This is a genomic window from Microbacterium sp. Soil_C_42, assembly GCF_057656735.1.
In genome coordinates this window covers 1-23955 of sequence record NZ_JBDGJU010000020.1, presented here as the reverse complement: position 1 = coordinate 23955, position 23955 = coordinate 1, and the positions used below count along the sequence as shown (strand labels likewise).

Sequence of the window (23955 nt, the reverse complement as noted above, 5' to 3'; positions counted from 1 at the left end):
CCCATGACCCGCAGCCTCATTCAGCCCACCGGTGCCGCCCACACGCGCATCTATTCCTACGGCGCCGCCCGTGGCGAGATCGCGGTGCCGAACGACGACCTCATCGGCCCGATCGACTCGAGCGACGAGTGGATCCGCCAGCGCACGGGCATCGTCACGCGTACTCGTGCGCTGGCCGAGACGGACGCGATCGATCTCGCGACCGATGCCGCCCGCGAGGCGATCGAGCGGTCCGGCGTCGACGCGTCGCAGGTCGATGCGGTCATCGTCGCGACCATCAGCAACCCGAAGCAGACCCCGTCGGTGTCGGCGATCGTCGCCGATCGCGTGGGCGCCAACCCCGCCGCGGCGTACGACGTGAACGCCGCGTGCGCCGGCTTCGCCTACGGCGTGGCCCAGGCCGACGCGCTCATCCGCGCCGGCGCCGCGCACTACGCCGTCGTCATCGGCACGGAGAAGCTCAGCGACATCGTCGACCCCGCCGACCGCAGCATCTCGTTCCTGCTCGGCGACGGCGCGGGTGCGGTCGTCGTCGGCCCGAGCGACACGCCCGGCATCGGCCCCACCGTGTGGGGCTCGGACGGCTCGAAGTCCGAGGCCGTGGGCATGAACCACACGCTGACCGAGTTCCGCGACGGCGTCGCACCGTGGCCGACCCTGCGCCAGGAGGGCCCCACCGTCTTCCGCTGGGCGGTCTGGGAGATGGTGAAGGTCGCACGCCAGGCGCTGGAGGCCGCCGGGGTCGAGGCATCCGATCTCGCCGCCTTCGTGCCCCACCAGGCGAACATGCGCATCATCGACGAGTTCGCCAAGCAGCTGGGCCTGCCCGACACCGTCCTGATCGGCCGCGACATCGAGACCACCGGGAACACCTCGGCGGCCTCCATCCCGCTGGCCACGCACCGACTGCTCGAGGAGCACCCGGAGCTCAGCGGCGGCCTCGCGCTCCAGATCGGCTTCGGCGCCGGGCTGGTCTTCGGCGCGCAGGTGGTCGTCCTTCCCTGACGCGGCGAACCGCGACCCTAGACTGATTCCCGGCCCGCTCGGGCACGCCTACCCCCAACAAACAGGAGAATCCCATGGCATTCACCAACGACGAGGTCCTCGCGGGACTCGCGGAGCTCATCACCGACGAGACCGGCATCTCGGCCGACGAGGTCGCGCTGGAGAAGTCGTTCACCGACGACCTCGACATCGACTCGATCTCGATGATGACGATCGTCGTCAACGCCGAGGAGAAGTTCGGCGTCACCATTCCGGACGACGAGGTCAAGAACCTCAAGACGGTCGGCGACGCCGTCACCTTCATCACGTCGAACCAGGCGTAGGACCATCCCGGTGGGGGCCGCGGCCCCCACCGGCCATCATCACGAGGACTCTGATCTCCATGAGCACACCCCGTATCGTCGTCACCGGCATCGGTGCATCGACCCCCATCGGCGGCACCGCCCCCGAGAGCTGGTCGGCGCTGATGAGCGGAGCATCCGGCACGCACACGATCGAGCAGGAATGGGTCGAGGAGTACCAGCTCCCCGTCACCTTCGCCGCACAGGCGCTCGTCCGGCCCGACTCCGTGCTGGAGCGCCCTGTGGCCAACCGCCTCGACCCTTCGGCGCAGTTCGCGCTCGTCGCGGCGTTCGAGGCATGGGAGGACGCGGGCAAGCCGGAGGTCGAGCCCGAGCGGTTCGCCGTGGACTTCGCGACCGGCATCGGGGGCCTGCAGACCACGCTCGCGGGCTGGGACACGCTCAAGACCAAGGGACCTCGCCGCGTCATGCCGATGAGCGTCCCGATGCTCATGCCGAACGCGCCGGCCGCGGCCGTCTCGATGCACCTGAACGCCCGCGCCTACGCGCGCACCGTGGCTTCGGCGTGCGCATCGAGCACCGAGTCGCTCGTCAACGCGTTCGAGAGCCTTCGTGCGGGGCGCGCCGACGTCATCATCGCCGGTGGCGCCGAAGCGGTCATCCACCCGCTCACCATCGCCGCTTTCGCCGCGATGCAGGCGCTGTCCAAGCGCAACGACTCCCCCGAGACCGCGTCGCGCCCGTACAGCGTCGACCGGGACGGGTTCGTCATGGGCGAGGGCGCGGCAGCGCTGGTCCTCGAAACCGAGGAGCACGCTAAGGCCCGCGGCGCGAAGATCTACGGCGAGGTCGTCGGCGGTGGCGTGACGGCCGATTCCTACCACATCACGGCTCCGGAGCCCGAGGGCCTGGGCGCCTCGCGCGCCGTGCGGCTCGCGCTCGAGCAGGCGGGCGCCACGCCCGACGAGGTCACGCACATCAACGCGCACGCGACGTCCACTCCCACGGGCGACATCGCCGAGTACAAGGCGCTCCTGAGCGTCTTCGGCGACCGCGTCCACGAGATCCCCGTCTCGGCGACGAAGGGGGCGACCGGTCACCTGCTGGGCGGCACCGGCGCTCTCGAGGCGATCTTCACGCTCCTTGCGCTGCGCGAGCGCCAGGCGCCGCCGACCATCAACGTCAGCACGCAGGACCCCGACATCCCGCTGCGCATCTCGGACGCCCCGATCGCCCTCGGTGCGGGCGATCAGCTCGCGATCAGCAACTCGTTCGGCTTCGGCGGTCACAACGCCGTCGTCGCCTTCCGCTCGGCCTGACGACCCTCCACGCGAAGACGCCCCCGGCGATGCCGGGGGCGTCTTTCGTGTCAGGCGGCGGTTCGCGTTCCCAGGGCCCGGGATTCATGGCCTCCGAGCCTCGGTAGTGGCGCCTCACGCCGCCTGCGGCTGTGGGGTTGTGGGCGTCAGCCGACCTTGTGCAGCCAGACGACGGGCGCATCGTCGCTGGCGTGGCGGAACGGCTCGAGCTCCTCGTCCCATGCCGCGCCGAGCGCGACATCGAGTTCTCGCTGCAGCTCGAACGCGTCGCCGCCGGCGATCTCCATCGCGTAGCGGATGCGGTCCTCGCCGATGACGACGTTGCCGGCGGAATCGGTCTGGGCGTAATGGATGCCGAGACCCGGCGTGTGCAGCCAACGGCCGCCGTCGCTGCGGGGCGTGGGATCCTCGGTCACCTCGAAGCGCAGGTGCTCCCAGCCGCGGATGGCAGTGGCCAGGGCCGAGCCGGTCCCGGCGGTGCCTTCCCAGTAGAACTCGGACCGCCGGCTGCCGGTCAGCACCGGCTGATCCGCCCAGTCGAAGCTGACGGCGCGGCCGAGGGCTCGCCCGACAGCCCACTCCAGGTGGGGGCACAACGCTCGTGGCGCGGAGTGGATGAAGATCACCCCACGCGCCTTTTGTGTCGCCATGATCTCTCCGTTCGTCAGGTGCGTCTTCCCCTACGACCTGTGACGGTGTCATGACGTGCTGTTCGGTTGTGCTGCCGCCATTATCGCGGAGAGGGCCCGGGAATCACAAGACTGTGATTTCCGGGCCCTCCGCGATCAGGCGTGCCGTGCTCAGGCCTCGCTCATGGCCTGGACCTCGGCCTTGCCCTTGGCGGCGTAGTACGCGGCGCGCGCGGCGTCACGGCGGGCCTGCTCGGCCTGACCGGCGTCGAGCACCTCCTGCGCGACCTCGAACTGCGGCGCGGTCGGCACGGCGTGGTACTTCTCCATGTACGCGTCGAGCTCGGGGCCCGACTCCCAGGAGGTGATGAGGCAGTAGCGCGGCTCGGTGCCGTCGTGGTGCACGGCGTGCCACAGGCGCTGCGTGTCGACGATGAGCTGGGCGCCGGCGGGAAGCGCCACGCGGTACTCGATGCTCGGGTCGGTGCGGTTCTCACGCAGCACGAAGTAGGTGTTCTTGTCGTCGGTGAGGTTGAAGAAGCCGCGCACGACCCAGCCGGTGCCGTCGGGGTTGAGGCGGTTGTTGTCGTCCTGGTGGAGGTTGTACAGTGCGTCGGCGTAGGTGTTGGGCTGCAGTTCGATGATGCGGCAGCGACCGACGTTCGCGCCCGGCTCCTGTGCGCGACGCGTCAGGGTCGGCGCCTTCTCGGTCTGCTCGGGGATCCAGACGCCGTCCTTGTCGGTGCGCGGCGGCGTGTGGTTCCAGAACCCGTTGCACTCGATCTCGCCCTTGGCGGACGCGAGGGGCGCGAAGCGGGTGTCGCCTGACGACTTCCAGTCGACGTACTCGATCGACAGCCACTCCTGCGGGTCGATCTCCTCGTTGTAGGAGTCGAGCACCACGAAGCCGGTCTCTTCGAGAGCGGCGGACTTGATGTAACCCATGACGAATCATGCCTTTCGGTCAGTGAGCCAGCACGTTTTAACAGGCTCAACTTAGGCAAGCCTACCTCGGGGGTCTGAACGGCCCCGAAGCCCCCGCCGTGAATAACCGGCGGCCGTCGCGCGCCCGCTTCGAGCAGGGAAGCCCGGCCTAGACTGGACGGGCCATGGTCACTGCCACGAACGTCGATGCCACTGCTGTCAATACCATCGGCTGGCTCTCCGCCTCGGACTGGACGATCGTCGTCCCGGTGTATCAGCGGCAGTACCGGTGGGACATCGGCGGGTGCGAACAGCTCCTCTCCGACATTCGTGCGGTGGCGGATCTCGACGATCGGCAGATGCACTTCATCGGCTCGATCCTCTCGTCGGCGAGCGGCGAGGGGCCCGACGCCGAACTCGTGCTGATCGACGGGCAGCAGCGGACCACGACCCTCATGCTGCTGGTCGCCGCCCTGCATCACACCGTGCGCGAGGCGGATCCAGACCTCGCCGATCAGCTGCAGCGCGTGCTCGTCCATTCGCACGACGCGACGCGCACGAAGCTGCGCCCGCACCGCGCATGGGCTGCGGTGTTCGAGCGCGTCGTGCTCGATCTCCCGCTCGCGGCGGGTGAGCACCGTGATTCGCGGTTCGATGACAACTACGCGTTCTTCCGCAGCCAGATCAGCCTCGAGGAGGCTCCTCACATCTGGCGAGGGCTCCAGAAGCTCGAGCACGTGGCGATCACGCTCGGTGCCGGCGCCAACGCCCAGCAAATCTTCGAGAGCCTCAACTCGACCGGCGAGCCGCTGCGCGACCACGAGCTCATCCACAACTACGTGCTGATGGGCCTCAACCACTCGGAGCAGCGGCAGATCGAGGCTGACTACTGGCAGGCGATCGAGCAGAACACCGGCGATTCGATCGCGGAGTTCTGGCGGCAGTACCTCGTCATGCGGACAGGCCGAGAGGTCACCGTCGTCGGCGGCCGCGGCGTGTACGACGCTTTCCGTCACGAGTTCCCGCGGCTCGACTTCGAGGCACTCCTGAGCCACGCCGACGAATGGCGAGAGCTCTCCCGCGTGTACCGCATCCTGCTGCGGCCCAAAGAGGCGCCGGACGCCGAGATCACGCGTCACCTCGCCTACCTCGGCACCTTCGGCACGGGCATGTACCCGCTCGTGATGCGGGCGTACCGCGACTTCGAGCTGGGGTCGCTCGGGCGCGACGGGCTGATCGACACGCTCGAGATGGTGCAGTCGCTGCTCGTGCGCCGAGCGGTGGTCGGCACCGGGGTGGATCGCCTGGTCGCGCGCCTCTGCCGCGCGCGCGAAGAGAGTGCCGGAGCGCTCGTCGCGGCGATCTCGCGCATCACGCCGTCCGACGAGCGGATCGCGGTCGCCCTGAAGTACTCGGACCTCCCCCACGCGGCCTACGTCCTCGGCCGCATCGCGGGTGTGGACGGCGCGGGCGGGCTCGACGTCGAGCACATCTTCCCGCTCGCCCCCGGTGACGGCTGGTCGGGCGACGGTGTGCGCGAGTGGGCGTCCTACACCGACGACGAGCAGAACAGCCATCGCGCCCTCGCGAACACGATCGGCAATCTCACCGTCCTCGAGGAGGATCTCGCCCTCCGCGCTCTCGATCGCTCGTTCCCCGAGAAGCAGGCCCTCTACGCGCGCAGCGCCGTCGCCACCACCGCCGAGCTCGCTGCGCTCCCGTCCTGGGGCACGGCGGCGATCGCGGACCGTTCGGCGCAGCTCACCGGCCGGTTCGTCGAGATCTGGAAGCGTCCGGGCGGTCCGGCGATCGACGACGACGGCCTCACCCCGATCCTCGACGCCGTCCGCCGTCGTGGATGGCCTCCCGGATGGCACCGGGAGTGGTCGTATGTCGAGTACTGCGGCGAGCACTGGGAGGTGCCCGACGTCAAGTACCTCTTCAACCGCGTCTTCAAGCGGCTGTGGGCGGATTCCCGAGAGTCGGTCCTGGCGTACAGCGCGCGCCGGGGTGGTCCGGTCTACACGGCGCAGTCCTGGAACGGCCAGTGGGACCGTCTCGACGACGAGCACTCGCTCTACATGGGCTGGGACTCCAGCTACATGCTCAGCGCCGTGCAGGGCGTGCTGGAAGAGGCAGGGCTCGCCTCCGAGGTCTTCGTGAAGTACTCCTACATCGGCAACGCGATGTGAGAACGGGACGGATGCCTCGCCCCGAGGCATCCGTCCCGTTCATGGGACGCCGGCGTCACTCGAAGGTGACGGCGGCGTTCTCGTTGTTGAGCACGATCACCGGCGTGATCGCGGGGTGCCCGGCGGCCTGGATCTTCGCGAGGTCGAAGCGCAGGAGCGGCGTTCCCGCCGTGACCTTCTGGCCCTTCTCGACGAGGGTCTGGAAGCCGTCGCCCTTCATGCCGACCGTGTCGATGCCGACGTGGATGAGCAGCTCGGTGCCGTCGTCGAGGACGAGCGCCACCGCATGGCTGCTGTCGAACGTGGCGCCGATGGTGCCGTCAGCGGGCGCGACCACCGTGTCGCCGGTCGGCTCGATCGCGACGCCCGGGCCCATGATCCCCTGCGCGAACGTCGGGTCGGGCACCGCCGTCAGCGGCACGACCTCACCCTCGAGCGGCTGGCGGAGCCTGACGGTCGTCGTGGCGTGAGTGCCGGTCAGGACCGCGGTGCCGGCCGCAGCGGGTGCGATGGCCGGCTCCGGCGCAGCACCGGTCGGGGCTACCACCTCGCCCGCAATGATCTGCTCCATCGCGTCTTTGACGAACTGGACGTTCGTGCCGTAGACCACCTGCACCGATTTGCCACCGGGCTTCATCGTGCCCGCCGCGCCCGCGCGCTTTAGGGCGGTGTCATCGACCTTGCTGACGTCGTCGACCTCCATCCGCAGGCGCGTCGCGCAGTTCTCGAGCTCGAGGATGTTCTCTTTGCCTCCGAGCGCGTCGATGAAGCGGCTGCCGGTGATGAGGTACTTGTCGTCCGCGGCGTGCGTGTCGTACTCGGTGCCCTCGCCGAGGATGTCGTCATCCTCGCGGCCGGGCGTCTTCAGGTTGAACCGCTTGATGAAGAAGTAGAACACCCCGAAATAGATGAAGAACCAGAACACACCCATCACGGGGATGAGCCACGGGTTCTGGGCCATCGGGTTCATCCAGTTGAGGACGAGGTCCACGAAGCCGCCCGAGAACCCGAAGCCCATGCGCACCGGCAGAAGCTGACTGATCGCCATCGAGATGCCGGTGAAGAGCGCGTGGGTCACGTACAGCACGGGCGCCAGGAACATGAAAGCGAACTCGAGAGGTTCGGTCACGCCCACGAAGAACGACGAGACCGCGCCGGCGAACAGGATGCCGTAGGCGAGCTTCTTGCGCGTGGTCTTCGCGGTGAGATACATAGCGAGGGCGGCGCCGGGCAGTCCGAACATCATGATCGGGAAGAACCCGGTCATGTACTGGCCGGTGACGCCATACGTGCCCTCTCCGGAGAGGAAGTTGTTGAGGTCGTTGATGCCGGCGACATCGAACCAGAACACCGAGTTGAGCGCGTGATGCAGGCCGACAGGGATGAGGAGCCGGTTCAAGAAGCCGTAGATCCCCGTGCCGAAGGCTCCCAGCGTCACGATCCACTCACCGAAGGTGACGAGTCCGCCGTACACCCACGGCCACACGAAGTACAGCGCGATGGCGACGACGAGCGAGATGCCGGCGGTGACGATCGCGACCGAACGCTTGCCCGAGAAGAACGACAGGGCATCGGGCAGCTTCGTGTCCTTGAAGCGGTTGTAGCAGAATGCGCCGATCAGGCCGCAGATGATGCCGACGAAGACGTTCTGCACCTTCAAGAACGAGGGGTCGACCTCGTTGACGTCCGCCACGCCCGTGTACAGCGCCACCGTCTCGGGCTTGAGGAGCGTCGTGACCACGAGCCACGACACCAGCCCCGCCAGGGCTGACGTTCCGTCGGACTTCTGCGCCATGCCGAGGGCGATGCCGACGGCGAACAGCAGCGCCATGTTGTCGAGCAGCGATCCGCCCGCCGCGCCGAGGAAGGCCGAGGCGATGTTGGGACTCTTCCCGCCGTCGCTGATCCAGTACGAAATGCCGGACAGGATCGCAGCCACCGGAAGCACAGCCACCGGGAGCATGATCGACCTGCCGAGCCTCTGCAAGAACTTCATTGTTCGCCTCCAAAAGGCGCGAGGGACAGTTGCTGCCGCTGACGCTACAGCCAAACCGCGTCGCGCGTCACTGGGTCCCCCTCCGAAAGTTAGGGGTATGAACGAATTTCTTGTCGACCCGCGATCCGCGCCGGGGATGAAGTGAGGTCCGTCGCAACCCCGTGGGTTGCGACGGACCTCGATGCGTAGGGCGGGTGGGACTTGAACCCACGATCGTCGGGTTATGAGCCCGCTGCCTTGACCAGCTTGGCCACCGCCCCGTGCGCGTCTGGCGCGCGGAGACGAGCCTACCTGCCCGCCGTGCCCCCGGGCTCGTCCGCGGGGTCCTTGACGGGCGGTTCGGGCCACACCTTGGCGACCGCCTCGGTCACCTTGACGGATCCGGTGCGCGGGTGCGCAGCATCCATCGCCCCTCCGGCGCTTCCCCGCTGGATCGGGAGCTCCTGACTCTCGCTCAGCACCTGGGGATGATGGCGGGCGAGCTGGAATACGCCCCACACCGCGACAGCGCCGACCATCGCGAACGAGATGTAGACCCACACCGGTGCGCCGGCCGCCTCCTGCAGCACCGTCAGGCCGATGAAGATCGCGACGATCGGGTCGATGACGGTGAGGCCGGCGACGACGAGGTCGGGCGGCCCGGAGGCGTACGCGTTCTGCACGAAGTACGCGCCGACGATGGCTCCCGCGATGAGCGCGGCGAGGCACGTGAAAGTGAGCCAGTCGAAGTCCTGCGACTGGATGCGCACGATCACGACCTTGGCCAGCGTCGCGACGAAGCCGTAGATGACGCCGGCGGCGATGATGTAGAAGAGTGCGCCCATGCGCGAGCGCAGCCAGATCCACAGGCCCGCGAAGACGACGGTGACGATCCCGAGCATCACGAGGATCGTGATCAGCTGACCGTTCGACACCGGCTTCTCGGTCGCGAACAGCGCCGCGATGGTCACGAAGATGAAGATGCCGCCCACGCAGGCGCCGATCGCGATCAGCGAACGTCTGGTGGGCTTGTGCCCGCTGATCTGGGCGTTCAGCAGCGTCGTGATCACGAGGGCGATCGCCCCCAGAGGCTGCACGACGATGAGCGGCGCGAACGCGAGCGCCGAGAGCTGGCACACGATCGCGAGCCCCAGCATGACGGTCCCGATCACCCAGGACGGTCGAGAGAGGAGCTTCAGCAGGTGGTTCGCGCCCAGCCCGCCGTTCCCCTGCGAGCCGTAGAGACGCTCGACCTTCGTCACTCCGCGGTGCTGGTACTGGGCGCCGAACGACATGAAGATCGCGCCGAGCAGCGCCAGCGGGATGCCGATGAGGATTCCGGGATTCTGGAACGCGCCGACGAGCTGATCGCCTACGTCCTCGAGCTCAACCGCCGTCCACACCACACATCGACACTAGCCGCAGGCACCGGTCGATAGGCTCAAGGCGTGGCTGTTCTCCCGATTCGCATCATGGGCGATCCCGTCCTGCACTCCCCCGCGTCCGCCGTCGAAGAGATCACGGACGAGATCCGCACCTTGGTCGCCGACATGTTCGAGACGATGGATGCCGCTCCCGGCGTGGGCCTCGCGGCCCCGCAGGTCGGCGTGCCGCTGCGCATCTACACGTACAACTACGCCGACGACGACGGTACGCCCTGGCGGGGCGTGATCATCAACCCCGAACTCTGGATGAGGCCGCTCGAACCGGGTGCGCCCGACCCCGACGAGGAGTCCGAGGGATGCCTCTCGTTCCCCGGCGAGCGGTTCCCGCTGCGCCGGTCGGACGAAGTGCTGGTGACCGGCACCGACCTCGAGGGCGACCCGGTCCGCGTCCAGGTCGACGGCTGGCGGGCGCGCATCATGCAGCACGAGTTCGACCACCTCGACGGAATCCTCTACGTCGACCGTCTCGACGACGGCGACTGGAAGACCGTGCAGAAGCTCGCGCGCAAGCGGGGATGGGGGCGTCCCGGAAGCTCGTGGACGCCGGGCGTCGACCAGATCGACGCCTGAGTCGGCTCGCCCTTTCCGACCCCAAGACCCGGCGGCGATCAGGCGGAGGCTGCCATGCTCCGGCGGTTCTGGCGCTCGACCCACCGGCGCAGCTCCGCATCCGCTCCGGGAGGCGCCTGGGCGATGACGTTCATGCCCTGCCGCACGAGGGTCGTGCCGATGCGCATCGGGCCCCACACGCGAGCGGTGGAGAGCTCTCCGGTGTCGACGTCGCGCACCTGCACCTGGGTGGTGTCGGTGCGTCTGCGCGCACCGGGCTTGCCCGCGACATGCTGCACGACGAGCACCGGGAGATCGTGCGCGGCGGCGGTGGCGATCACCGAATCGAGATCGTGGGCGGCCCACTGCCGTCGGATGCCCCGCACGGTCCAGAGGGCGACCAGGACGACGGCGATCGTGGCGATGCCCGTGGGAACGAGCCAGAGGCTCGCCATGGCGGACAGCAGCGACCACAGCACGATCCCCCGGACGGCGAGCAGGATCGCGATGATCGACGGCACGATCGCGAGGAAAAGCCAGGGCGCCGGTGCGGAGACCGGGAACATCCAGGGTTCCCCGCCGAACAGCACCACGAGCCCGACCCACAGCACGGCGCCGCCGAAGACGGCGAGGGCGATCAGAAGGGGGACCGAGCGATAGACGGGCGCCGGCGCAGGGACGCCGCCTTCGACGGCCAGACGCGGCGAAGGCTTCGCGCGAGCCGCCATGTGCACTCCTCGATGTGATCCCCGGAGACGGAGAAAGCCTCGGGGGTGGAGCCCCGAGGCTTTCGCTCCCCCACTTGGACTCGAACCAAGAACCTATCGGTTAACAGCCGATTGCTCTGCCAATTGAGCTATGGAGGAATGTTCCGCACTCTCGCGCGGGCAACCAGTCCATACTAGCAAAGCTCGAGCCGTGCTCATGACCACGCGGGGCCAAATCAGGAGTGGACGATGCGTCGATCGGCCTGCCCGTCCGGCGTCCACAGAAGATCCTCGGTGCCGTGCCCGAAGGCGACGGCGTGGCCCGCGCGCAGCACGAGGACGTCCGCGTCCAGCTCGCTCACGACCTCCGGCTCGTTGGTCACGACGAGGGCGGCCATGTCGAGTTCGCGTCGACGGCGGAGCACCGCTTCACGTGCGGCCTTGCGCACCTCGACGTCCATGTTGGCGAAGGGCTCGTCGGCGATCAGCACGCGGGGCTGCAGCACGAGGGCTCGGGCGAGCGCCACGCGCTGGCGCATGCCCGCGCTCAGTTCGTACGGGTACTTGGGCGCGGCGCCGAGGGGCAGCATGAGCTCGTCGAGCAGCGACGCCACCCGCACCGCGAGCGCGCGCGCGCTGACGTGCCGGTCGCGACTGGTGATCGGCTCGCCGATCACCTCGGCGACGGTGAGACGGGCCGGAAGGTGGGCGCCCGCGGCCTGCGGGACGTAGCCGGCGTAGTACGTGAGGTAGCGGTGGGCGCGGCCGGGACGCCGCACCGCCACGCCTTCGACGATGCCGCGGCCGCCCACGACGGCGAGGCCGGGCTCATCGGCGCCGGCCAGCACCGCGGCAAGCGACGATTTGCCGGAGCCTGTCGGGCCCATCAGCGCCAGGATGCCGCCGTGCGGCAGTCGAAACGACACCCCGTCGACGACGCGCTGCGACGGACCGCCGCGACCGGAACGGGCGATCGACAGATCCGAACAGTCGATCGCGACATCCGCATCTCGCCGGTGAGCCATCTCCTCATCCTGCCTGGTGACAGGCGTCGACGCCAGCCGACGGGACCGGATCAGGACGCCTCGTCCGCGAGGGCCTGACGCTGGGCGTCGAGCTCGCGCAGGCGCAGCCGGATGGTGCGGCCTTCCTCCGACTCCGCCGGCACGCGCTGGATCGCTCCGAGCAGCTCCGCCTTCTCGCGGTCGAACCCGCGCATCACCAGCCTGCGCGCGAGGTCGCTCGCCGAAGAGACCGCCTCGTCGTCGCTCAGCGCCGGGAAATCGGCGGCGAGCAACTCCGCTGCGAGCGACCGGTAGGGCTCGCGGACGGTGGCGACGGCATCCACGGCCCAGCCGGGCCGCTGCATGCCGGCAGCGTCGCGCACGGCGATGCGCACGGCATCGAGTGCCGGGTGCCGGAACGGCAGATCGAGGGCGCGCGCGACGAGCGACGGGTCCATGCGATGGCCGAACTGCAGCACGCCCATCACCGCGCCTCGCTCCAGCCCGACCTCCGGGGTGCGTGGCAGGGTTGCGAGCGTCACGCGCAGAGCGCCGTCGTCGACCGGCGGATCCGCGGGCTCGGCCACGCCGGGCCCGGCGTCGCGCCGGCCGCCGCTGCTGCTGCGGCCCGCCCGCTCGACTTCGCGGCGGACGTCCTCGGTGTCCATGCCGAGTCGCCTGGCCAGCACTCGCACGTATTCCGGCTGCAGCAGCGGATCGCGCAGTTCCGCCACGACAGGTGCGGCGGTGCGCAGCGCGCCGACACGCCCTTCGACGCTGCGCAGGTCGTAGCCCGAGATGCGCTGGTCGAGCACGAACTCGACCATCGGCACCTTCGTCTCCAGGAGCCCCCGCACGGCGCCGTCGCCGCGCGCCAGGCGCAGATCGCACGGATCGAGTCCTTCCGGACCCGTGGCGACGTAGGTCTGCGCGTTGAACCGCTTGGCGTCGGCGAAGGCGCGCAGCGCCGCCTTCTGTCCCGCGGCGTCCGGGTCGAAGGTGAACACGACCTCGCCGGCCGTGGAGTCGTCGCCCATCACGCGCCGGAGCACCGTGATGTGGTCGGAGCCGAATGCCGTGCCGCAGGTCGCGATCGCGGTCGTGATGCCCGCGAGATGGCACGCCATCACGTCGGTGTAGCCCTCGACCACGACGACCTGATGCTGGCGGGACACCTCGCGCTTGGCGAGGTCGAGCCCGTAGAGCACCTGCGCCTTCTTGTAGATGGTCGTCTCGGGCGTGTTCAGGTACTTGGGGCCGTTGTCGTCGTCGAAGAGCTTCCGCGCCCCGAACCCGATCACCTGCCCGGTCACATCGCGGATGGGCCAGACCACTCGTCCGCGGAAGCGGTCGTACACGCCGCGCTGCCCCTGCGACACGAGGCCCGCGGACGAGAGCTCCTCGTCGGTGAAGCCCTGGGTGCGCAGCGCCTTTGTCATGCCCTCCCAGCCCTTCGGGGCGAATCCGACGCCGAAGTGGGCCGCGGCGCCGGCATCGAAGCCGCGCTGACCGAGGAAGCGTCGCGCGATGTCGGCCTCGGGCGTCATGAGCTGCGCGCGGAAGAACTCCGCGGCCGCGGCGTTCGCCGCATAGAGGCGGGCGCGACCCGTGTGCTCGGGGGCCGCGCCGCCGTCCTCGTAATGCAGGGCGTAGCCGATGCGGCCGGCCAGGCGCTCGACGGCCTCGGTGAACGTCACGTGGTCCATTGCACGCAGGAACGAGTACACATCTCCGGACTCGCCGCAGCCGAAGCAGTGGTAGAAGCCGGCCTGGGGGCGCACGTTGAAGCTCGGACTGCGCTCGTCGTGGAACGGGCAGAGCCCCTTCATCGACCCCACGCCGGCGGACTTGAGGGCGACCCGCTCTCCGATGATGTCGGCGATGTTCGTGCGCGCCTTGACCTCGTCGACGTCCGCCTGGCGGATCCGCCCCGCCATCAGCGCGCCTCGGACGCGCGGAAGGCGCGGGAGGCGGTGTCCATGGGCCGTGCGCCGGGAGCCCAGACGCCGACGGATGCTGCGTCCACAGGTCCCACGAGCGCTCCGTGCCACGCGATCGCGAGCTGATCGGTGAGGCTGGCGACCTGGTCGACGATCACACGGCGGCGCGCCGCATCCGTGTCGGCCGCTGCGAAGTCCTCGGCGTGGAGCGCGTCGAGCGCGTCGGGGTGCTCCCACAGGGCTGTCGCGACGCGCTTGAGGACGCGTCGCTGCTCCTTGTAGAGGTCCTTGCGACCTTCGATCGACACGACCGCGGCGCCGATGATGCCCTTGAGCACGGCCATCTCGGCCTCGACGATGCGGGGCACGATGAGGTGGCCGCGATACCGGGTGAGCACGGATGTCGCGTACGACTCGCGTGTCGCCGTCGTCGCGGCGCGCGCGAAGCGGCCGATGAGGTCGGAGGTGAGGTTCTTCAGCCGCGCCAGCGCGGCGCGGGTGCCGTCGAAGGAATCGATCCACTCGGGCATGCGGGTGAGCCGGAAGAGCGCGTCCTCGAGCTCGTCGCGGGCGAAGTCGAAGCCGACCCACGACTGGATCGCGGTGAGGAGCCATTCGTGCTCGCGCGGGTCGACCAGGCGCGCCGGGTCGAGGTAGCCGTTGACGACCGCGTCCTCGAAGTCATGGACCGAGTAGGCGATGTCGTCGGAGAGGTCCATGACCTCGGCCTCGATGCAGCGGAGCCGGCCCGGTGCGCCCTCGCGCACCCAGCGGAACACCTCTTCGTCTTCGGGGTACACGCCGAACTTGAGCCGGCCGCCGGGATCGGGCAGCGGGTGATCGACCGTCCACGGGTACTTGCAGGCGGCGTCGAGGCTCGCCCGCGTGAGGTTGAGTCCGAAGCTGCGCCCGTCGTCGACCACTTTGGGCTCGAGCCGTGTGAGGATGCGCAGGGTCTGCGCGTTGCCCTCGAAGCCGCCGACGTCCTCGGCCCACTCGTTCATGGCCCGCTCGCCGTTGTGGCCGAAGGGCGGGTGTCCGAGATCGTGGCTGAGGCAGGCGGTGTCGACGACATCGGCGGCGAGGTCGAGGGCCGTCGCCAGTTCGCGGCCGACCTGGGCGACCTCGAGCGAGTGGGTGAGGCGGTTCCGCGCGAAGTCTGCGGGACTGGCGGGACTCAGCACCTGGGTCTTCGCGGCCAGCCGGCGCAGCGCGGCCGAGTGCAGCACACGCGCGCGGTCGCGCGCGAAGTCGTCGCGCTGAGAGCGGTGGCGCTCGGCATGGAAGCGGGCGGCATCGGCGTCGTCGTAGCCCATCGGGCGCTCGGACGCGCCGGCCAGATCACCCGCCACTGTTGTCGAGTTCCGCTTCGGCGATGGCGGTGGTGGCCTCGGCGCTGAGCTCGCGCGATTCGAGCCAGCGGTCGGGCAGAGCGGGGCGCTTCGGGGTTCCGGCGCGCCCTCGCTGGCCTTCGGCGGCCGCGCCCGGGTAGGGAGCATCGGCGTCGAGGGTGGCGAGCAGGTCGTCGATCTCGGTGAGGCTCGATGCGGTGGCGAGGCTCGCGCGGAGCTCGCCGCCCACCGGGTAGCCCTTGAAGTACCACGCGACGTGCTTGCGGATGTCGCGGCAGCCGCGGTCCTCGTCCTCGAAGAACTCGACGAGCAGCTCGGCGTGACGGCGGAACGCGCGCGACACGAAACCGAGGGTCGCGTCGACCGGCTCGGCCGGCGCGGCGCCGGGGCCGCCGAGCGCGCGGGCGAGATCGCCGAACAGCCACGGACGCCCGAGGCAGCCGCGACCGACGACGACACCGTCGCACCCGGTCTCGTCCATCATGCGCACCGCGTCGTCGGCCGACCAGATGTCGCCGTTGCCGAGCACCGGGACGCTGGTGACCGTCTCTTTGAGCCGGGCGATCGCGGACCAGTCCGCCTGACCGGAGTAGAACTCGGACGCGGTGCGGGCGTGCAGGGCGACGGCGGCCACTCCGGCGTCCTCGGCGATGCGCCCGGCGTCGAGGTAGGTGAGGTGGTCGGCGTCGATGCCTTTGCGCATCTTCACCGTGAGGGGGACGTCACCGGCGGCGCGGGCGGCGCGCGTCACGATGTCGCGGAACAGGCCGAGCTTCCACGGGAGGGCCGCTCCCCCGCCCTTGCGGGTCACCTTCGGGACGGGGCATCCGAAGTTCAGATCGATGTGATCGGCGCGATCCTCTTCGACGAGCAGGCGCACCGCGGCCTCCGTCGTCGCGGGATCGACGCCGTACAGCTGGATCGAGCGGGGCGTCTCGGACTCGTGGTGGGTGATCAGGCGCATCGTCGTCGCGTTGCGCTCGACGAGGGCGCGCGTCGTGATCATCTCGCTGACGTAGAGGCCGGCCCCGTATTCGCGGCAGAGGCGCCGGAATGCGGTGTTCGTGATGCCCGCCATCGGCGCGAGCACCACGGGGGCGTCGAGTGCGATGGGCCCGATGCGCAGTGTCGGCGCGGGGGCGAGGGCAGTAGTCACGCGTTCCATTCTCTTACAGGAATCCGTCCCTTGGCTGAACGGCCGCGCCCCTGTGCACAGGGCTTAGCCTGGGGGGATGACCGAGGCCACGATCACCGACCTGCGCGAGATCCCCTTCACCACCGCCGACGGCGGCACCGCGACCCTCTCCGAGTACGGCGACCAGGTGCTCCTCGTCGTCAACGTCGCGTCCAAGTGCGGCCTGACTCCGCAGTACGAGCAGCTCGAGCAGCTGCAGCGCGCGTACGCCGACCGCGGCTTCACGGTGCTGGGCTTCCCCTGCAACCAGTTCATGGGGCAGGAGCCGGGATCGATGGACGAGATCCTCGAATACTGCTCGGTCGCGTGGGGTGTGACGTTCCCCGTCTTCGACAAGGTCCGGGTGAACGGCCCGGGCGCCGCTCCCGTCTACAAGGCGCTGAAGAAGTCGCGCGATGCCGAGGGCAAGAAGGGCCCGATCGTCTGGAACTTCGAGAAGTTCGTCCTGACGCCGGAGGGCGGCATCCACCGCTTCCGTCCGAACGTCAAGCCCGACGACCCGGCGATCGTCGAGGTCATCGAGGCGAATCTGCCCCGCTGACCCGTAGACATCCCACGGGCCCGCCGCGACGAATCGCGGCGGGCCCGTTCTCGTTCGGAGGCTCAGGCGTCGACGTCGGCGGGCTCGCGGTGCTCGGACCACACCTGCCGCACGATCTGCGCGAAGGCCTCAGCGGGCTGCGCACCCGACACGCCGTACTTGCCGTCGATCACGAAGAAGGGCACCCCGTTGATGCCGTAGGCCGTGGCCTGCGCCTGGTCGGCACGCACCGCGTCGAGGTAGCGGCCGCTCTCGAGGGACTCCCGGGCGGCGTCTGCGTCGAGTCCGGCATCGGTGGCGAGGTCGACCAGTTCGTCCTGCCGCCCGAGGTGGCGCCCTTCGGTGAAGTACGCGGCCATGAGGCGCTCGGCCAGCTCGTGCTGGCGGCCGTGCTCCTTCGCGAAGTGCAGGAGCTCGTGGGCCTTCACGGTGTTGGTGTGCTTGAGGAGGTCGAACCGGTACTCCAGCCCGGCGTCGGCGGCGACGCCGGTCACGCGCTCGAGCATCTGCTGCACCTGGTCGCGCGGCATGCCCTTGTGCTTCGCGAGGAAGTCGAGCTCATCGCCCTCGAAATCGACGGGCGTATCGGGCGACAGCTCGAACGAGTGGTACGTCACCTCCACAGCGGGGGCGTCGTCGTCCGCGGATGCCGCGGCCAGTCCGTTCTCGAGGTTGCGCTTGCCGATGTAGCACCAGGGGCAGGCGATGTCGCTCCACACGTCGATCTTGATGGCGTCCGTCATGCTGAGGACAACCGCGCACGTCCGCGCATCTATTCCGCCGAATGCGTCGGTCCGGTGCGGATGCTCAGGGAACCGGCGGATCGGCGTCGGGCACGAACCGGAATCGCACCCGCACATCGTCGTACGGCACCACCAGGGTCGAGGCATCCGGCGACCAGGCGTCGGGCACGAGGTAGAGGCGTCCGCCGCCCTGCGCGAGCAGTCTCAGACCGAAGTAGCGGTACGCGAACGTCTGCGGCGGGGCTGCGGGATCTTCGACGGATGCCTCCTGCCCGAGCTGCTGGAAGGTGATGGCGTCGTTGCCGGGGTAGAGCCGCTCGGGGGTGTCGAGCACGACGGCGGGAAGCGTCGTGAGATCGGCGGCGAGGGCGCGGGCCTGCCCGAGGCCCCACCATTGCGCGATGGTCGCGGTCGACCAGAACGTACCGGCGATCATCACGAGGACGAGGAGCACGACCACGCCGCGCCCGCCGCTCGAACGGTCGAGGGCGCGCACGGTGGCCGAGGCGTAGGCCGCGAGCCCCGCACCGATCGCGAGGAAGAGCGGGGTGAGGAGCTGGCCGTACGTCCACCCCGGCAGGAACGGCACGAGGAAGGCCAGGACGAGGCCCGCGAGGATGAAGCCGATCCCGGTCCAGGCGAGGATGCCGATCACCCGCCGCTGCGCGGGGCGCTCCTGCGTCAGCAGTCGCTTCCGCAGAGCGCGATGGCCGAGGATCGCGGCGGCGGCGAGCAGGGTGAGCACCATCACCGGGATGAACAGCGCGCCGGGGCTGCGCATGACGAACTCCTGAGAGCTCAGCCCGATGATGTCGACGTCCACGCCGAAGTAGCGGAAGAACTCGCGCGTGGACACATAGCCGAAGTAGAAGAGCAGCGCCGTGACCAGGGTGAGCGGAGCCACGAAGGAGGAGAGGAAGCCCATCCACTTCTCGAAGCCGAGCCCGGGGTCGACCCGCAGCGGCTCCTCGGCCGTCGGTGCGGAGGGCCCGGCGGGTGCGGGGGCGCCGTGGTCCGCGGCGTCCGCTGCTCTCGCGGCCGGAGGCTCGGGCGCCGCTGCGGCAGACGGGTGAGCTGCCATCAGCCGTCCCCCTCTGTGGTGGGCGTATCGGAGGGCTGCGGCCGCTGCTCCGGGTCCTCGACCTGCTCCTGGTCCTGCTCGGCGGACGACTCCGGGTCGTTGACGATGATCGGGGGTCCCGGGTCGACCTCGCGCACCGCGACCTCGTCGCAGATCTCGGCGGTGGGGCACTCGAGCGTGCCCCGGAAGGTGATGGCGGTGCCGTCCTGGAAGTCGCCGCCGGGGCGGAGGACGAGGCTGCAGAAGATGCCGGACTCGTTCGCCGCGACGAGCATGCCCAGGCAGGAGCGGTCCGCGCCGCGGGTTCCGCAAACGCCGCCGTCGACCCGCAGGCCGGGTCGATCGGTCACCGCGTTCTCGAACGTGAAGCTGACGCCGTCCGGCACCTCTTCGCCGCCCCAGAACACCGCGATGGTCTTGCACCACACCCCCGGCTCGAGGACCTCGGCAGTGCCCTGGTCGCCGTAGGCGGGTCCGCCGTACTGGGCGACGGGGCCGGTGCGCACACGGTCCTGGGCGGGATCCTCTCCGCCGTCGGACTCCGGCTGCCCCGGGTCTCCGCCGCCGGTGTCGGTCTCCCCTTCGGCGGTGGCCTCGTCCGCGGCGTCCGCGGAGGAGGAAGGGCTTGCCGGGGTGGTGCGTCCCGCGTCCTCGACGGTCACCGGCGTCCCGCAGCCCACCAGGGCGAAGGCCGCGAAAAGGCTCAGGATTGCAGCGAGGCCCACCCGAGGCCCTGACAGCGCCATGACGCGCCTCCTGACCGGCCGCATACGCGGCTCACGTCAATGATGAGGGCGCGAGGGCTCGCTGGATACCCCGTCGGACGCCGGCGTGCCATCAGGACGTGGAGGCGTCCGGGGCGTCCACAGCGCCGCCGAATCGGCGATCACGTCCGAGGTAGGCGTCGATGCCGTGCCACAGGTCCTCTCGCGTGAAGTCGGGCCAGAGCGTGTCGAGGAACACGAACTCCGCATACGCCGATTCCCACAGCAGGAAGTTCGACGTGCGCTGCTCGCCGCTCGACCGCAGGAACAGGTCGACATCCGGCATGTCCGGGCGGTAGAGGCGTCGCTGGATCAGCTTCTCCGACACCGCCGACGGCTTGAGCCGCCCCGCCGCGACGTCGTCGGCGATCGACCGCATCGCGTCGACGAGCTCGATGCGGCCGCCGTAGTTCACGCACATCGTGAGGGTCAGCACGTCGTTGCCGCCGGTCAGCTGCTCCGCGAACTGCAGCTCCTTGATGACGCTCCCCCACAGGCGCGGCTTGCGGCCGGCCCACTGGATGCGCACGCCCCACTCGTTGAGCTGATCGCGCCGACGGTGCAGCACGTCGCGGTTGTAGCCCATGAGGAAGCGCACCTCTTCGGGCGAGCGCGACCAGTTCTCGGTCGAGAACGCGTAGACCGAGAGATGCTTCACGCCCGCCTGGATGGCGCCGGCCACGACGTCCAGCAGCGCGACCTCGCCCGCCTTGTGTCCCTCGATGCGGGTGAGACCCCGGCGATTGGCCCAGCGGCCGTTGCCGTCCATCACGATGGCCACGTGGTTCGGCACGGCACCGCGGGGGTACTCCGGCGGGTAGACGCCGGTCCAGTCGAGCGGGCGGTACGGCACCGCGTCGCGGTGCGTGTAGGGCTTCGGGGTCACCTGGGGCCTTCCTGCGGGGCTGCCGAGACGTGGGAGAGCGAACGGATGCCGCGCTCGAGATGCCACTGCGCGTAGGCCGCGATGAGACCCGAGGCGGCGGCGGTCGACCCCGGTGCCGCGGCATCCACCACGTCCCACTCCCCCGTCATCAGCGACTGCAGGAGTGACACCGTGGCGGCGTCGACGCGGGCGGCTCCGGTGGGAGCGCAGTCGCGGCAGACGATGCCTCCCTGCTGGGCGACGAACGTGTCGTGGGGGCCGCGGCGACCGCAGAGCGCGCACTCGCCGAGGCCGGGCGCCCAGCCCGACAGTGCCATCGCGCGGAGCAGGTAGGAATCCAGGACGCTGCGCGAGGCGTGCTCGCCCCGTGAGAGCGCGCGAAGCCCTCCGACGAGGAGCAGGTACTGCTGGGGCGTCGCCTCGGCCTCGTTGAGGCGATCGGCCGCCTCGACCATGGCGTGCGCGGAGGTGTACCGGTCGTAGTGGGCGACGATCTCGGCGCCGTAGGAGCCGAGCGATTCGGCCTGCTGGACGATGTCGAGCGAGCGCCCCTGGTACAGCTGCACATCGGCGACCATGAAGGGCTCGAGGCGTGCGCCGAACCGCGACGATGTGCGCCGCACCCCCTTCGCGACGGCGCGCAGCTTGCCGTGACGGCGGCTGAGCATCGTCACGATCCTGTCGGCCTCCCCCAGCTTGTGGGTGCGCAGGACCACGACTTCATCGCGGTAGGTGGGCACGGGTCAATTATCCCTGCGTACCCGTCGGATCGGGCGGCACGGCCCGCGGGTGGCGCGGGCCGTGCGTCGGGCATGCCGCTAGGCTCCGCAATGTGATGCTGCCGCGTGCCGCCGCCGTCCTGGGCCTGGTCGTGCTGCTCTGCGGGTGCACCGCCGCGGAGACGCCCGGACCGACGCCCACCGAAGACACCCGTCTGGCGGAATGCGACGCGGCGGCCGCCGCCGTCTCGGACGCGGTCGCGGGTGTCGTGGCCGGCTATGAAGGGCCGTTGGGTCCCGACGGATCGATGACGGCATCGCCGGAGCCGCTGCCGAGCGCAACGCCTGACGCCGACGGGTCCGGCGACCCGCTCTCCGCCGCGGTCGCCGCGGCGCGCGAGACACGCGAACGCCTCGGCTGCGACGCCGACCGGTTCGAGGACGCCCTGCAGACGGGGCTCGACGAGGTGCGTCCCGAGGGCGCGATCGCGACCGCCGTCTGGCGCAGGGTCTCGGCGACGCTGCTCGGCCGCATCCCCGCGGACACGACGGAGCGCACGCTGGAGGCCGGCGAGGATCTCGCCGAGGTGATCTCGCAGATCCCCGAAAGCGGAACCCTCGTACTGCCGGCGGGGACGGTGGAGGCGGACGACACCATCGTCCTCCTCGACGGCGTGACGCTGCGCGGCGCCGGTCGGGACGCCACCGTCCTGCGCTCCTCGGCGTCCGACGCCGCCGTCCTGATCGCCGCGACCGGCCTGGTGCAGGTGGTCGACCTGACTGTCGAGGTCGCGGGTGCCGATCCCGCATCGGCCGTCGTCGCCGGTCCGTGGGCCTCGCTCGTGCTGAGCGGCGCGCGGGTGGCAGGCGCGACCATCGCCGACGGCATCGGCGGGGCCGGCGTGTATCTTTCCGCCGGCGCGGACGACATCACCGGCGAGCAGACCACGCTCGAGGTCACCGACACCCTGTTCGAGCGGAACGCGTGGGCGGGCCTCGCGGTGACCGGCCGGCACCGCGTGAGCATCGAAGCCTCCCGGTTCGCCGGCAACGGCGAGGTGGGACTGCTGTTCATGGACGCGACCAGCGGCTCGGTGCGCTCGAGCACGTTTGCCGACAACACGGTCGGGGTCGCGATCGCCGGCACCGCCTCGCCGACACTGTTGTCGACCACTGCGAGCGGCGGGTCGGTCGCGTTGCAGACGGACGATTCCGCGGCTCCCACGGTGGACGGGATGGACATCGGCGGCGCGACCACTGCGGCCGTGATCCTCGGGGGCGAGTCGGGGGGATGGATCGGCGGCGTGGCCTGCCAAGACGTGCCGTTCGGCATCGTGGTCTCCAGCGGCGCCGCACCGACGATGGGACCGAATTCCTGCGCGCTGAGCCAGGGCGGCTCCTGAGAGCCAAGACCCCGGCGACAGCTTCGCGACACGCCGGCGAGCTTTCGCGACACGCCGTAGAAGTCCAGGTGTTTGAGGATTTTGCTTGTACGCGATCAGAGGTCGGTGCCATACTCGGCGACGTCGACCCCACTTCGGGTGGTGGGGTCAGGCGTGGGGGGAATCGTGCCGTCGGGGGCCGCTGAATCGAGTGCGCGCAAGAGCGCCGCTCTTCGGCGCGCGCACGGTGCCGGCTCCGCCGCCATCGCCGCCCTCGTGAGCGTCGCTCTCGTCGTCGCCGGCGTCGCACCCGCACATGCCGCCGCCCCGGAGCCCCCCGCGGTCGAGCGAGCGCCGGTGGCGCAGACAGCTCCCGCAACGATTCCCGCGCAGACCCCGGCCGAGATCATCCACCTGCGCGACGCCGAGGTCGTCGTCGTCCAGGTGCTCCCCCGCGACGAGGCTCGCGCAGCGCTCGATTCCGTCTTCGCCGCTCAAGAGGACCGGCGCACGGAGGCGGCTCGTCGCGAGCGCGTGGTGCAAACGGAGCAGAGTGCGTACGTCACGGAGCTGGCCGTGGCCCAGCAGGCCGCGCAGGCCCAGGCGGAAGCCGATGCGAAGCTGCAGGAGGCGCTCGCGGCGCTTGCCAAGGCGCTCTCGACGAGTCAGTGCACCACTGTCGGTGGGACCAACGGGCAGCCCGCGTCGATCTCGTGCCCGATGGAGAACGGCGATGCGACGATCTCGGGCGATGACGGCGCGGGAGTGACGACGCCCCCGCCCGCACCAACGCCGACGACGACGCCGACACCGACGCCGACCGCGCCGCCTGCGGCCGGGGAGGACGACGCCGCGCAGCCCATGACCGCGTCCAGCGCGCCCGGCGACCCCGTCGGCCCCGACCAGTTCCTCGGCGCGGGCGCTCTCGCAGGCGCCCTGGCGCAGGTCCTGGGCGAGTGGGCGAACACCGGAGCGGACGTCTCGGGCATCACCGCGTCCGTCGGTTCGCTGCCGGACGGCCGCCTCGGCGAGGCATCCGGTCGCACGATCGTGATCGACGATGACGCCGCCGGCTGGGGCTGGTCACGCATGGACCTCCTCACCGTCGTGCGGCACGAGGTCGGACACGCGCTCGGCGCCGGCCACCGCGGCGGGCTCATGGCCGAGACGCTGTCGCCCGGTGAGAGCCGGGGCGTGGACGCGTCGATCCTCCCCGCGCCCGAGCCCCCCGCACCGGCGGAGCCCGCCCCGGCTGAGCCCGCACCGGCGGAGCCCGCACCCGCGGAGCCCGTCCCGGCCGA

The 23955-nt window shown here is 70.2% G+C and carries 21 protein-coding genes, 2 tRNA genes and 1 pseudogene; 8 read left to right on the top strand and 16 right to left on the bottom strand.

What is annotated here, in order from left to right; translation table 11 throughout:
* Positions 1 to 3: 3 nt before the first annotated feature.
* The 3 genes from AC3A46_RS12680 (at position 4) to AC3A46_RS12670 (ending at position 2626) form a co-directional block, all read left to right on the top strand.
* Complete coding sequence (locus AC3A46_RS12680; protein WP_487665502.1) at positions 4 to 1005, top strand: beta-ketoacyl-ACP synthase III; 1002 nt, start codon at positions 4 to 6, stop codon at positions 1003 to 1005.
* Between the two features lie 74 nt (positions 1006 to 1079).
* Entirely contained in the window at positions 1080 to 1328 is a 249-nt protein-coding gene (locus AC3A46_RS12675) for an acyl carrier protein (RefSeq protein WP_013586517.1), read from the top strand.
* Positions 1329 to 1387: 59 nt separating this feature from the next.
* Positions 1388 to 2626, top strand: a complete 1239-nt coding sequence (locus AC3A46_RS12670; RefSeq protein ID WP_487665501.1) for a beta-ketoacyl-[acyl-carrier-protein] synthase family protein — start codon at positions 1388 to 1390, stop codon at positions 2624 to 2626.
* Positions 2627 to 2772: 146 nt separating this feature from the next.
* On the opposite strand, the gene AC3A46_RS12665 is transcribed toward AC3A46_RS12670, so the two are convergent.
* Together AC3A46_RS12665 and AC3A46_RS12660 are read right to left on the bottom strand one after the other, a co-directional pair.
* Positions 2773 to 3276, bottom strand: coding sequence for a DUF3145 domain-containing protein (locus tag AC3A46_RS12665; RefSeq protein WP_487665500.1), 504 nt, complete (start codon positions 3274 to 3276; stop codon positions 2773 to 2775).
* 150 nt (positions 3277 to 3426) lie between these two features.
* Complete coding sequence (locus AC3A46_RS12660) at positions 3427 to 4200, bottom strand: hypothetical protein (RefSeq protein WP_487665499.1); 774 nt, start codon at positions 4198 to 4200, stop codon at positions 3427 to 3429.
* Between the two features lie 164 nt (positions 4201 to 4364).
* Here AC3A46_RS12660 and AC3A46_RS12655 point away from each other — a divergent pair, with 164 nt between their 5' ends.
* Entirely contained in the window at positions 4365 to 6371 is a 2007-nt protein-coding gene (locus AC3A46_RS12655; protein WP_487665498.1) for a DUF262 domain-containing protein, read from the top strand.
* A 55-nt stretch (positions 6372 to 6426) separates the two neighbouring features.
* On the opposite strand, the gene nagE is transcribed toward AC3A46_RS12655, so the two are convergent.
* The 3 genes from nagE to AC3A46_RS12640 form a co-directional block, all read right to left on the bottom strand.
* Positions 6427 to 8367, bottom strand: coding sequence for an N-acetylglucosamine-specific PTS transporter subunit IIBC (gene nagE, locus AC3A46_RS12650; protein WP_487665497.1), 1941 nt, complete (start codon positions 8365 to 8367; stop codon positions 6427 to 6429).
* Between the two features lie 186 nt (positions 8368 to 8553).
* Positions 8554 to 8627, bottom strand: a tRNA-Ile gene (locus tag AC3A46_RS12645).
* Positions 8628 to 8654: 27 nt separating this feature from the next.
* On the bottom strand, positions 8655 to 9752 hold the full coding sequence (locus AC3A46_RS12640; RefSeq protein ID WP_487665496.1) for a DMT family transporter: 1098 nt from the start codon (positions 9750 to 9752) through the stop codon (positions 8655 to 8657).
* A 42-nt stretch (positions 9753 to 9794) separates the two neighbouring features.
* On the opposite strand from AC3A46_RS12640, the gene def reads away from it, so the two are divergent.
* Positions 9795 to 10361, top strand: a complete 567-nt coding sequence (gene def, locus AC3A46_RS12635; RefSeq protein ID WP_487665495.1) for a peptide deformylase — start codon at positions 9795 to 9797, stop codon at positions 10359 to 10361.
* 38 nt (positions 10362 to 10399) lie between these two features.
* On the opposite strand, the gene AC3A46_RS12630 is transcribed toward def, so the two are convergent.
* The 6 genes from AC3A46_RS12630 to dusB all read right to left on the bottom strand — a co-directional run bounded on the left by AC3A46_RS12630 (position 10400) and on the right by dusB (position 16508).
* Positions 10400 to 11068: a hypothetical protein gene (locus tag AC3A46_RS12630; protein WP_487665494.1), complete on the bottom strand. Its 669-nt coding sequence runs from the start codon at positions 11066 to 11068 to the stop codon at positions 10400 to 10402.
* Positions 11069 to 11133: 65 nt separating this feature from the next.
* A tRNA-Asn gene (locus AC3A46_RS12625) sits at positions 11134 to 11206 on the bottom strand.
* Positions 11207 to 11283: 77 nt separating this feature from the next.
* The gene (locus tag AC3A46_RS12620) at positions 11284 to 12072 is read right to left on the bottom strand and encodes an ATP-binding cassette domain-containing protein (RefSeq protein ID WP_487665493.1); all 789 of its coding nucleotides are present in this window, start codon (positions 12070 to 12072) and stop codon (positions 11284 to 11286) included.
* A 50-nt stretch (positions 12073 to 12122) separates the two neighbouring features.
* Positions 12123 to 13988 (bottom strand): DNA primase, encoded by a 1866-nt coding sequence (gene dnaG / locus AC3A46_RS12615; RefSeq protein WP_487665492.1) that lies wholly within the window; start codon positions 13986 to 13988, stop codon positions 12123 to 12125.
* A complete protein-coding gene (locus AC3A46_RS12610) occupies positions 13988 to 15343 on the bottom strand; it encodes a deoxyguanosinetriphosphate triphosphohydrolase (protein ID WP_487665491.1) in 1356 nt (451 codons plus the stop codon). The genes dnaG and AC3A46_RS12610 overlap by 1 nt, the downstream gene beginning before the upstream one ends.
* Positions 15333 to 16508 (bottom strand): tRNA dihydrouridine synthase DusB, encoded by a 1176-nt coding sequence (gene dusB / locus AC3A46_RS12605; protein ID WP_487665490.1) that lies wholly within the window; start codon positions 16506 to 16508, stop codon positions 15333 to 15335. The genes AC3A46_RS12610 and dusB overlap by 11 nt, the downstream gene beginning before the upstream one ends.
* Positions 16509 to 16575: 67 nt before the next feature.
* On the opposite strand from dusB, the gene AC3A46_RS12600 reads away from it, so the two are divergent.
* Positions 16576 to 17079, top strand: a complete 504-nt coding sequence (locus AC3A46_RS12600; RefSeq protein ID WP_487665489.1) for a glutathione peroxidase — start codon at positions 16576 to 16578, stop codon at positions 17077 to 17079.
* Positions 17080 to 17141: 62 nt separating this feature from the next.
* On the opposite strand, the gene AC3A46_RS12595 is transcribed toward AC3A46_RS12600, so the two are convergent.
* The 5 genes from AC3A46_RS12595 to recO all read right to left on the bottom strand — a co-directional run bounded on the left by AC3A46_RS12595 (position 17142) and on the right by recO (position 21293).
* The gene (locus AC3A46_RS12595; protein WP_487665488.1) at positions 17142 to 17822 is read right to left on the bottom strand and encodes a DsbA family oxidoreductase; all 681 of its coding nucleotides are present in this window, start codon (positions 17820 to 17822) and stop codon (positions 17142 to 17144) included.
* A gap of 64 nt (positions 17823 to 17886) precedes the next feature.
* On the bottom strand, positions 17887 to 18903 hold the full coding sequence (locus AC3A46_RS12590) for a hypothetical protein (RefSeq protein ID WP_487665487.1): 1017 nt from the start codon (positions 18901 to 18903) through the stop codon (positions 17887 to 17889).
* On the bottom strand, positions 18903 to 19649 hold the full coding sequence (locus tag AC3A46_RS12585) for a hypothetical protein (RefSeq protein WP_487665486.1): 747 nt from the start codon (positions 19647 to 19649) through the stop codon (positions 18903 to 18905). Before AC3A46_RS12585 ends, AC3A46_RS12590 begins: the two co-directional genes overlap by 1 nt.
* Positions 19650 to 19740: 91 nt before the next feature.
* On the bottom strand, positions 19741 to 20553 hold the full coding sequence (locus tag AC3A46_RS12580) for an isoprenyl transferase (protein WP_487665485.1): 813 nt from the start codon (positions 20551 to 20553) through the stop codon (positions 19741 to 19743).
* A complete protein-coding gene (recO, locus tag AC3A46_RS12575; RefSeq protein ID WP_487665484.1) occupies positions 20550 to 21293 on the bottom strand; it encodes a DNA repair protein RecO in 744 nt (247 codons plus the stop codon). Before recO ends, AC3A46_RS12580 begins: the two co-directional genes overlap by 4 nt.
* Positions 21294 to 21388: 95 nt before the next feature.
* Between recO and AC3A46_RS12570 the strand changes: the two genes are divergently transcribed.
* Both AC3A46_RS12570 and AC3A46_RS12565 read left to right on the top strand, forming a co-directional pair.
* Complete coding sequence (locus tag AC3A46_RS12570) at positions 21389 to 22675, top strand: right-handed parallel beta-helix repeat-containing protein (RefSeq protein WP_487665537.1); 1287 nt, start codon at positions 21389 to 21391, stop codon at positions 22673 to 22675.
* Positions 22676 to 22828: 153 nt separating this feature from the next.
* Positions 22829 to 23955, top strand: a pseudogene (locus AC3A46_RS12565) (hypothetical protein); the annotation flags it as partial.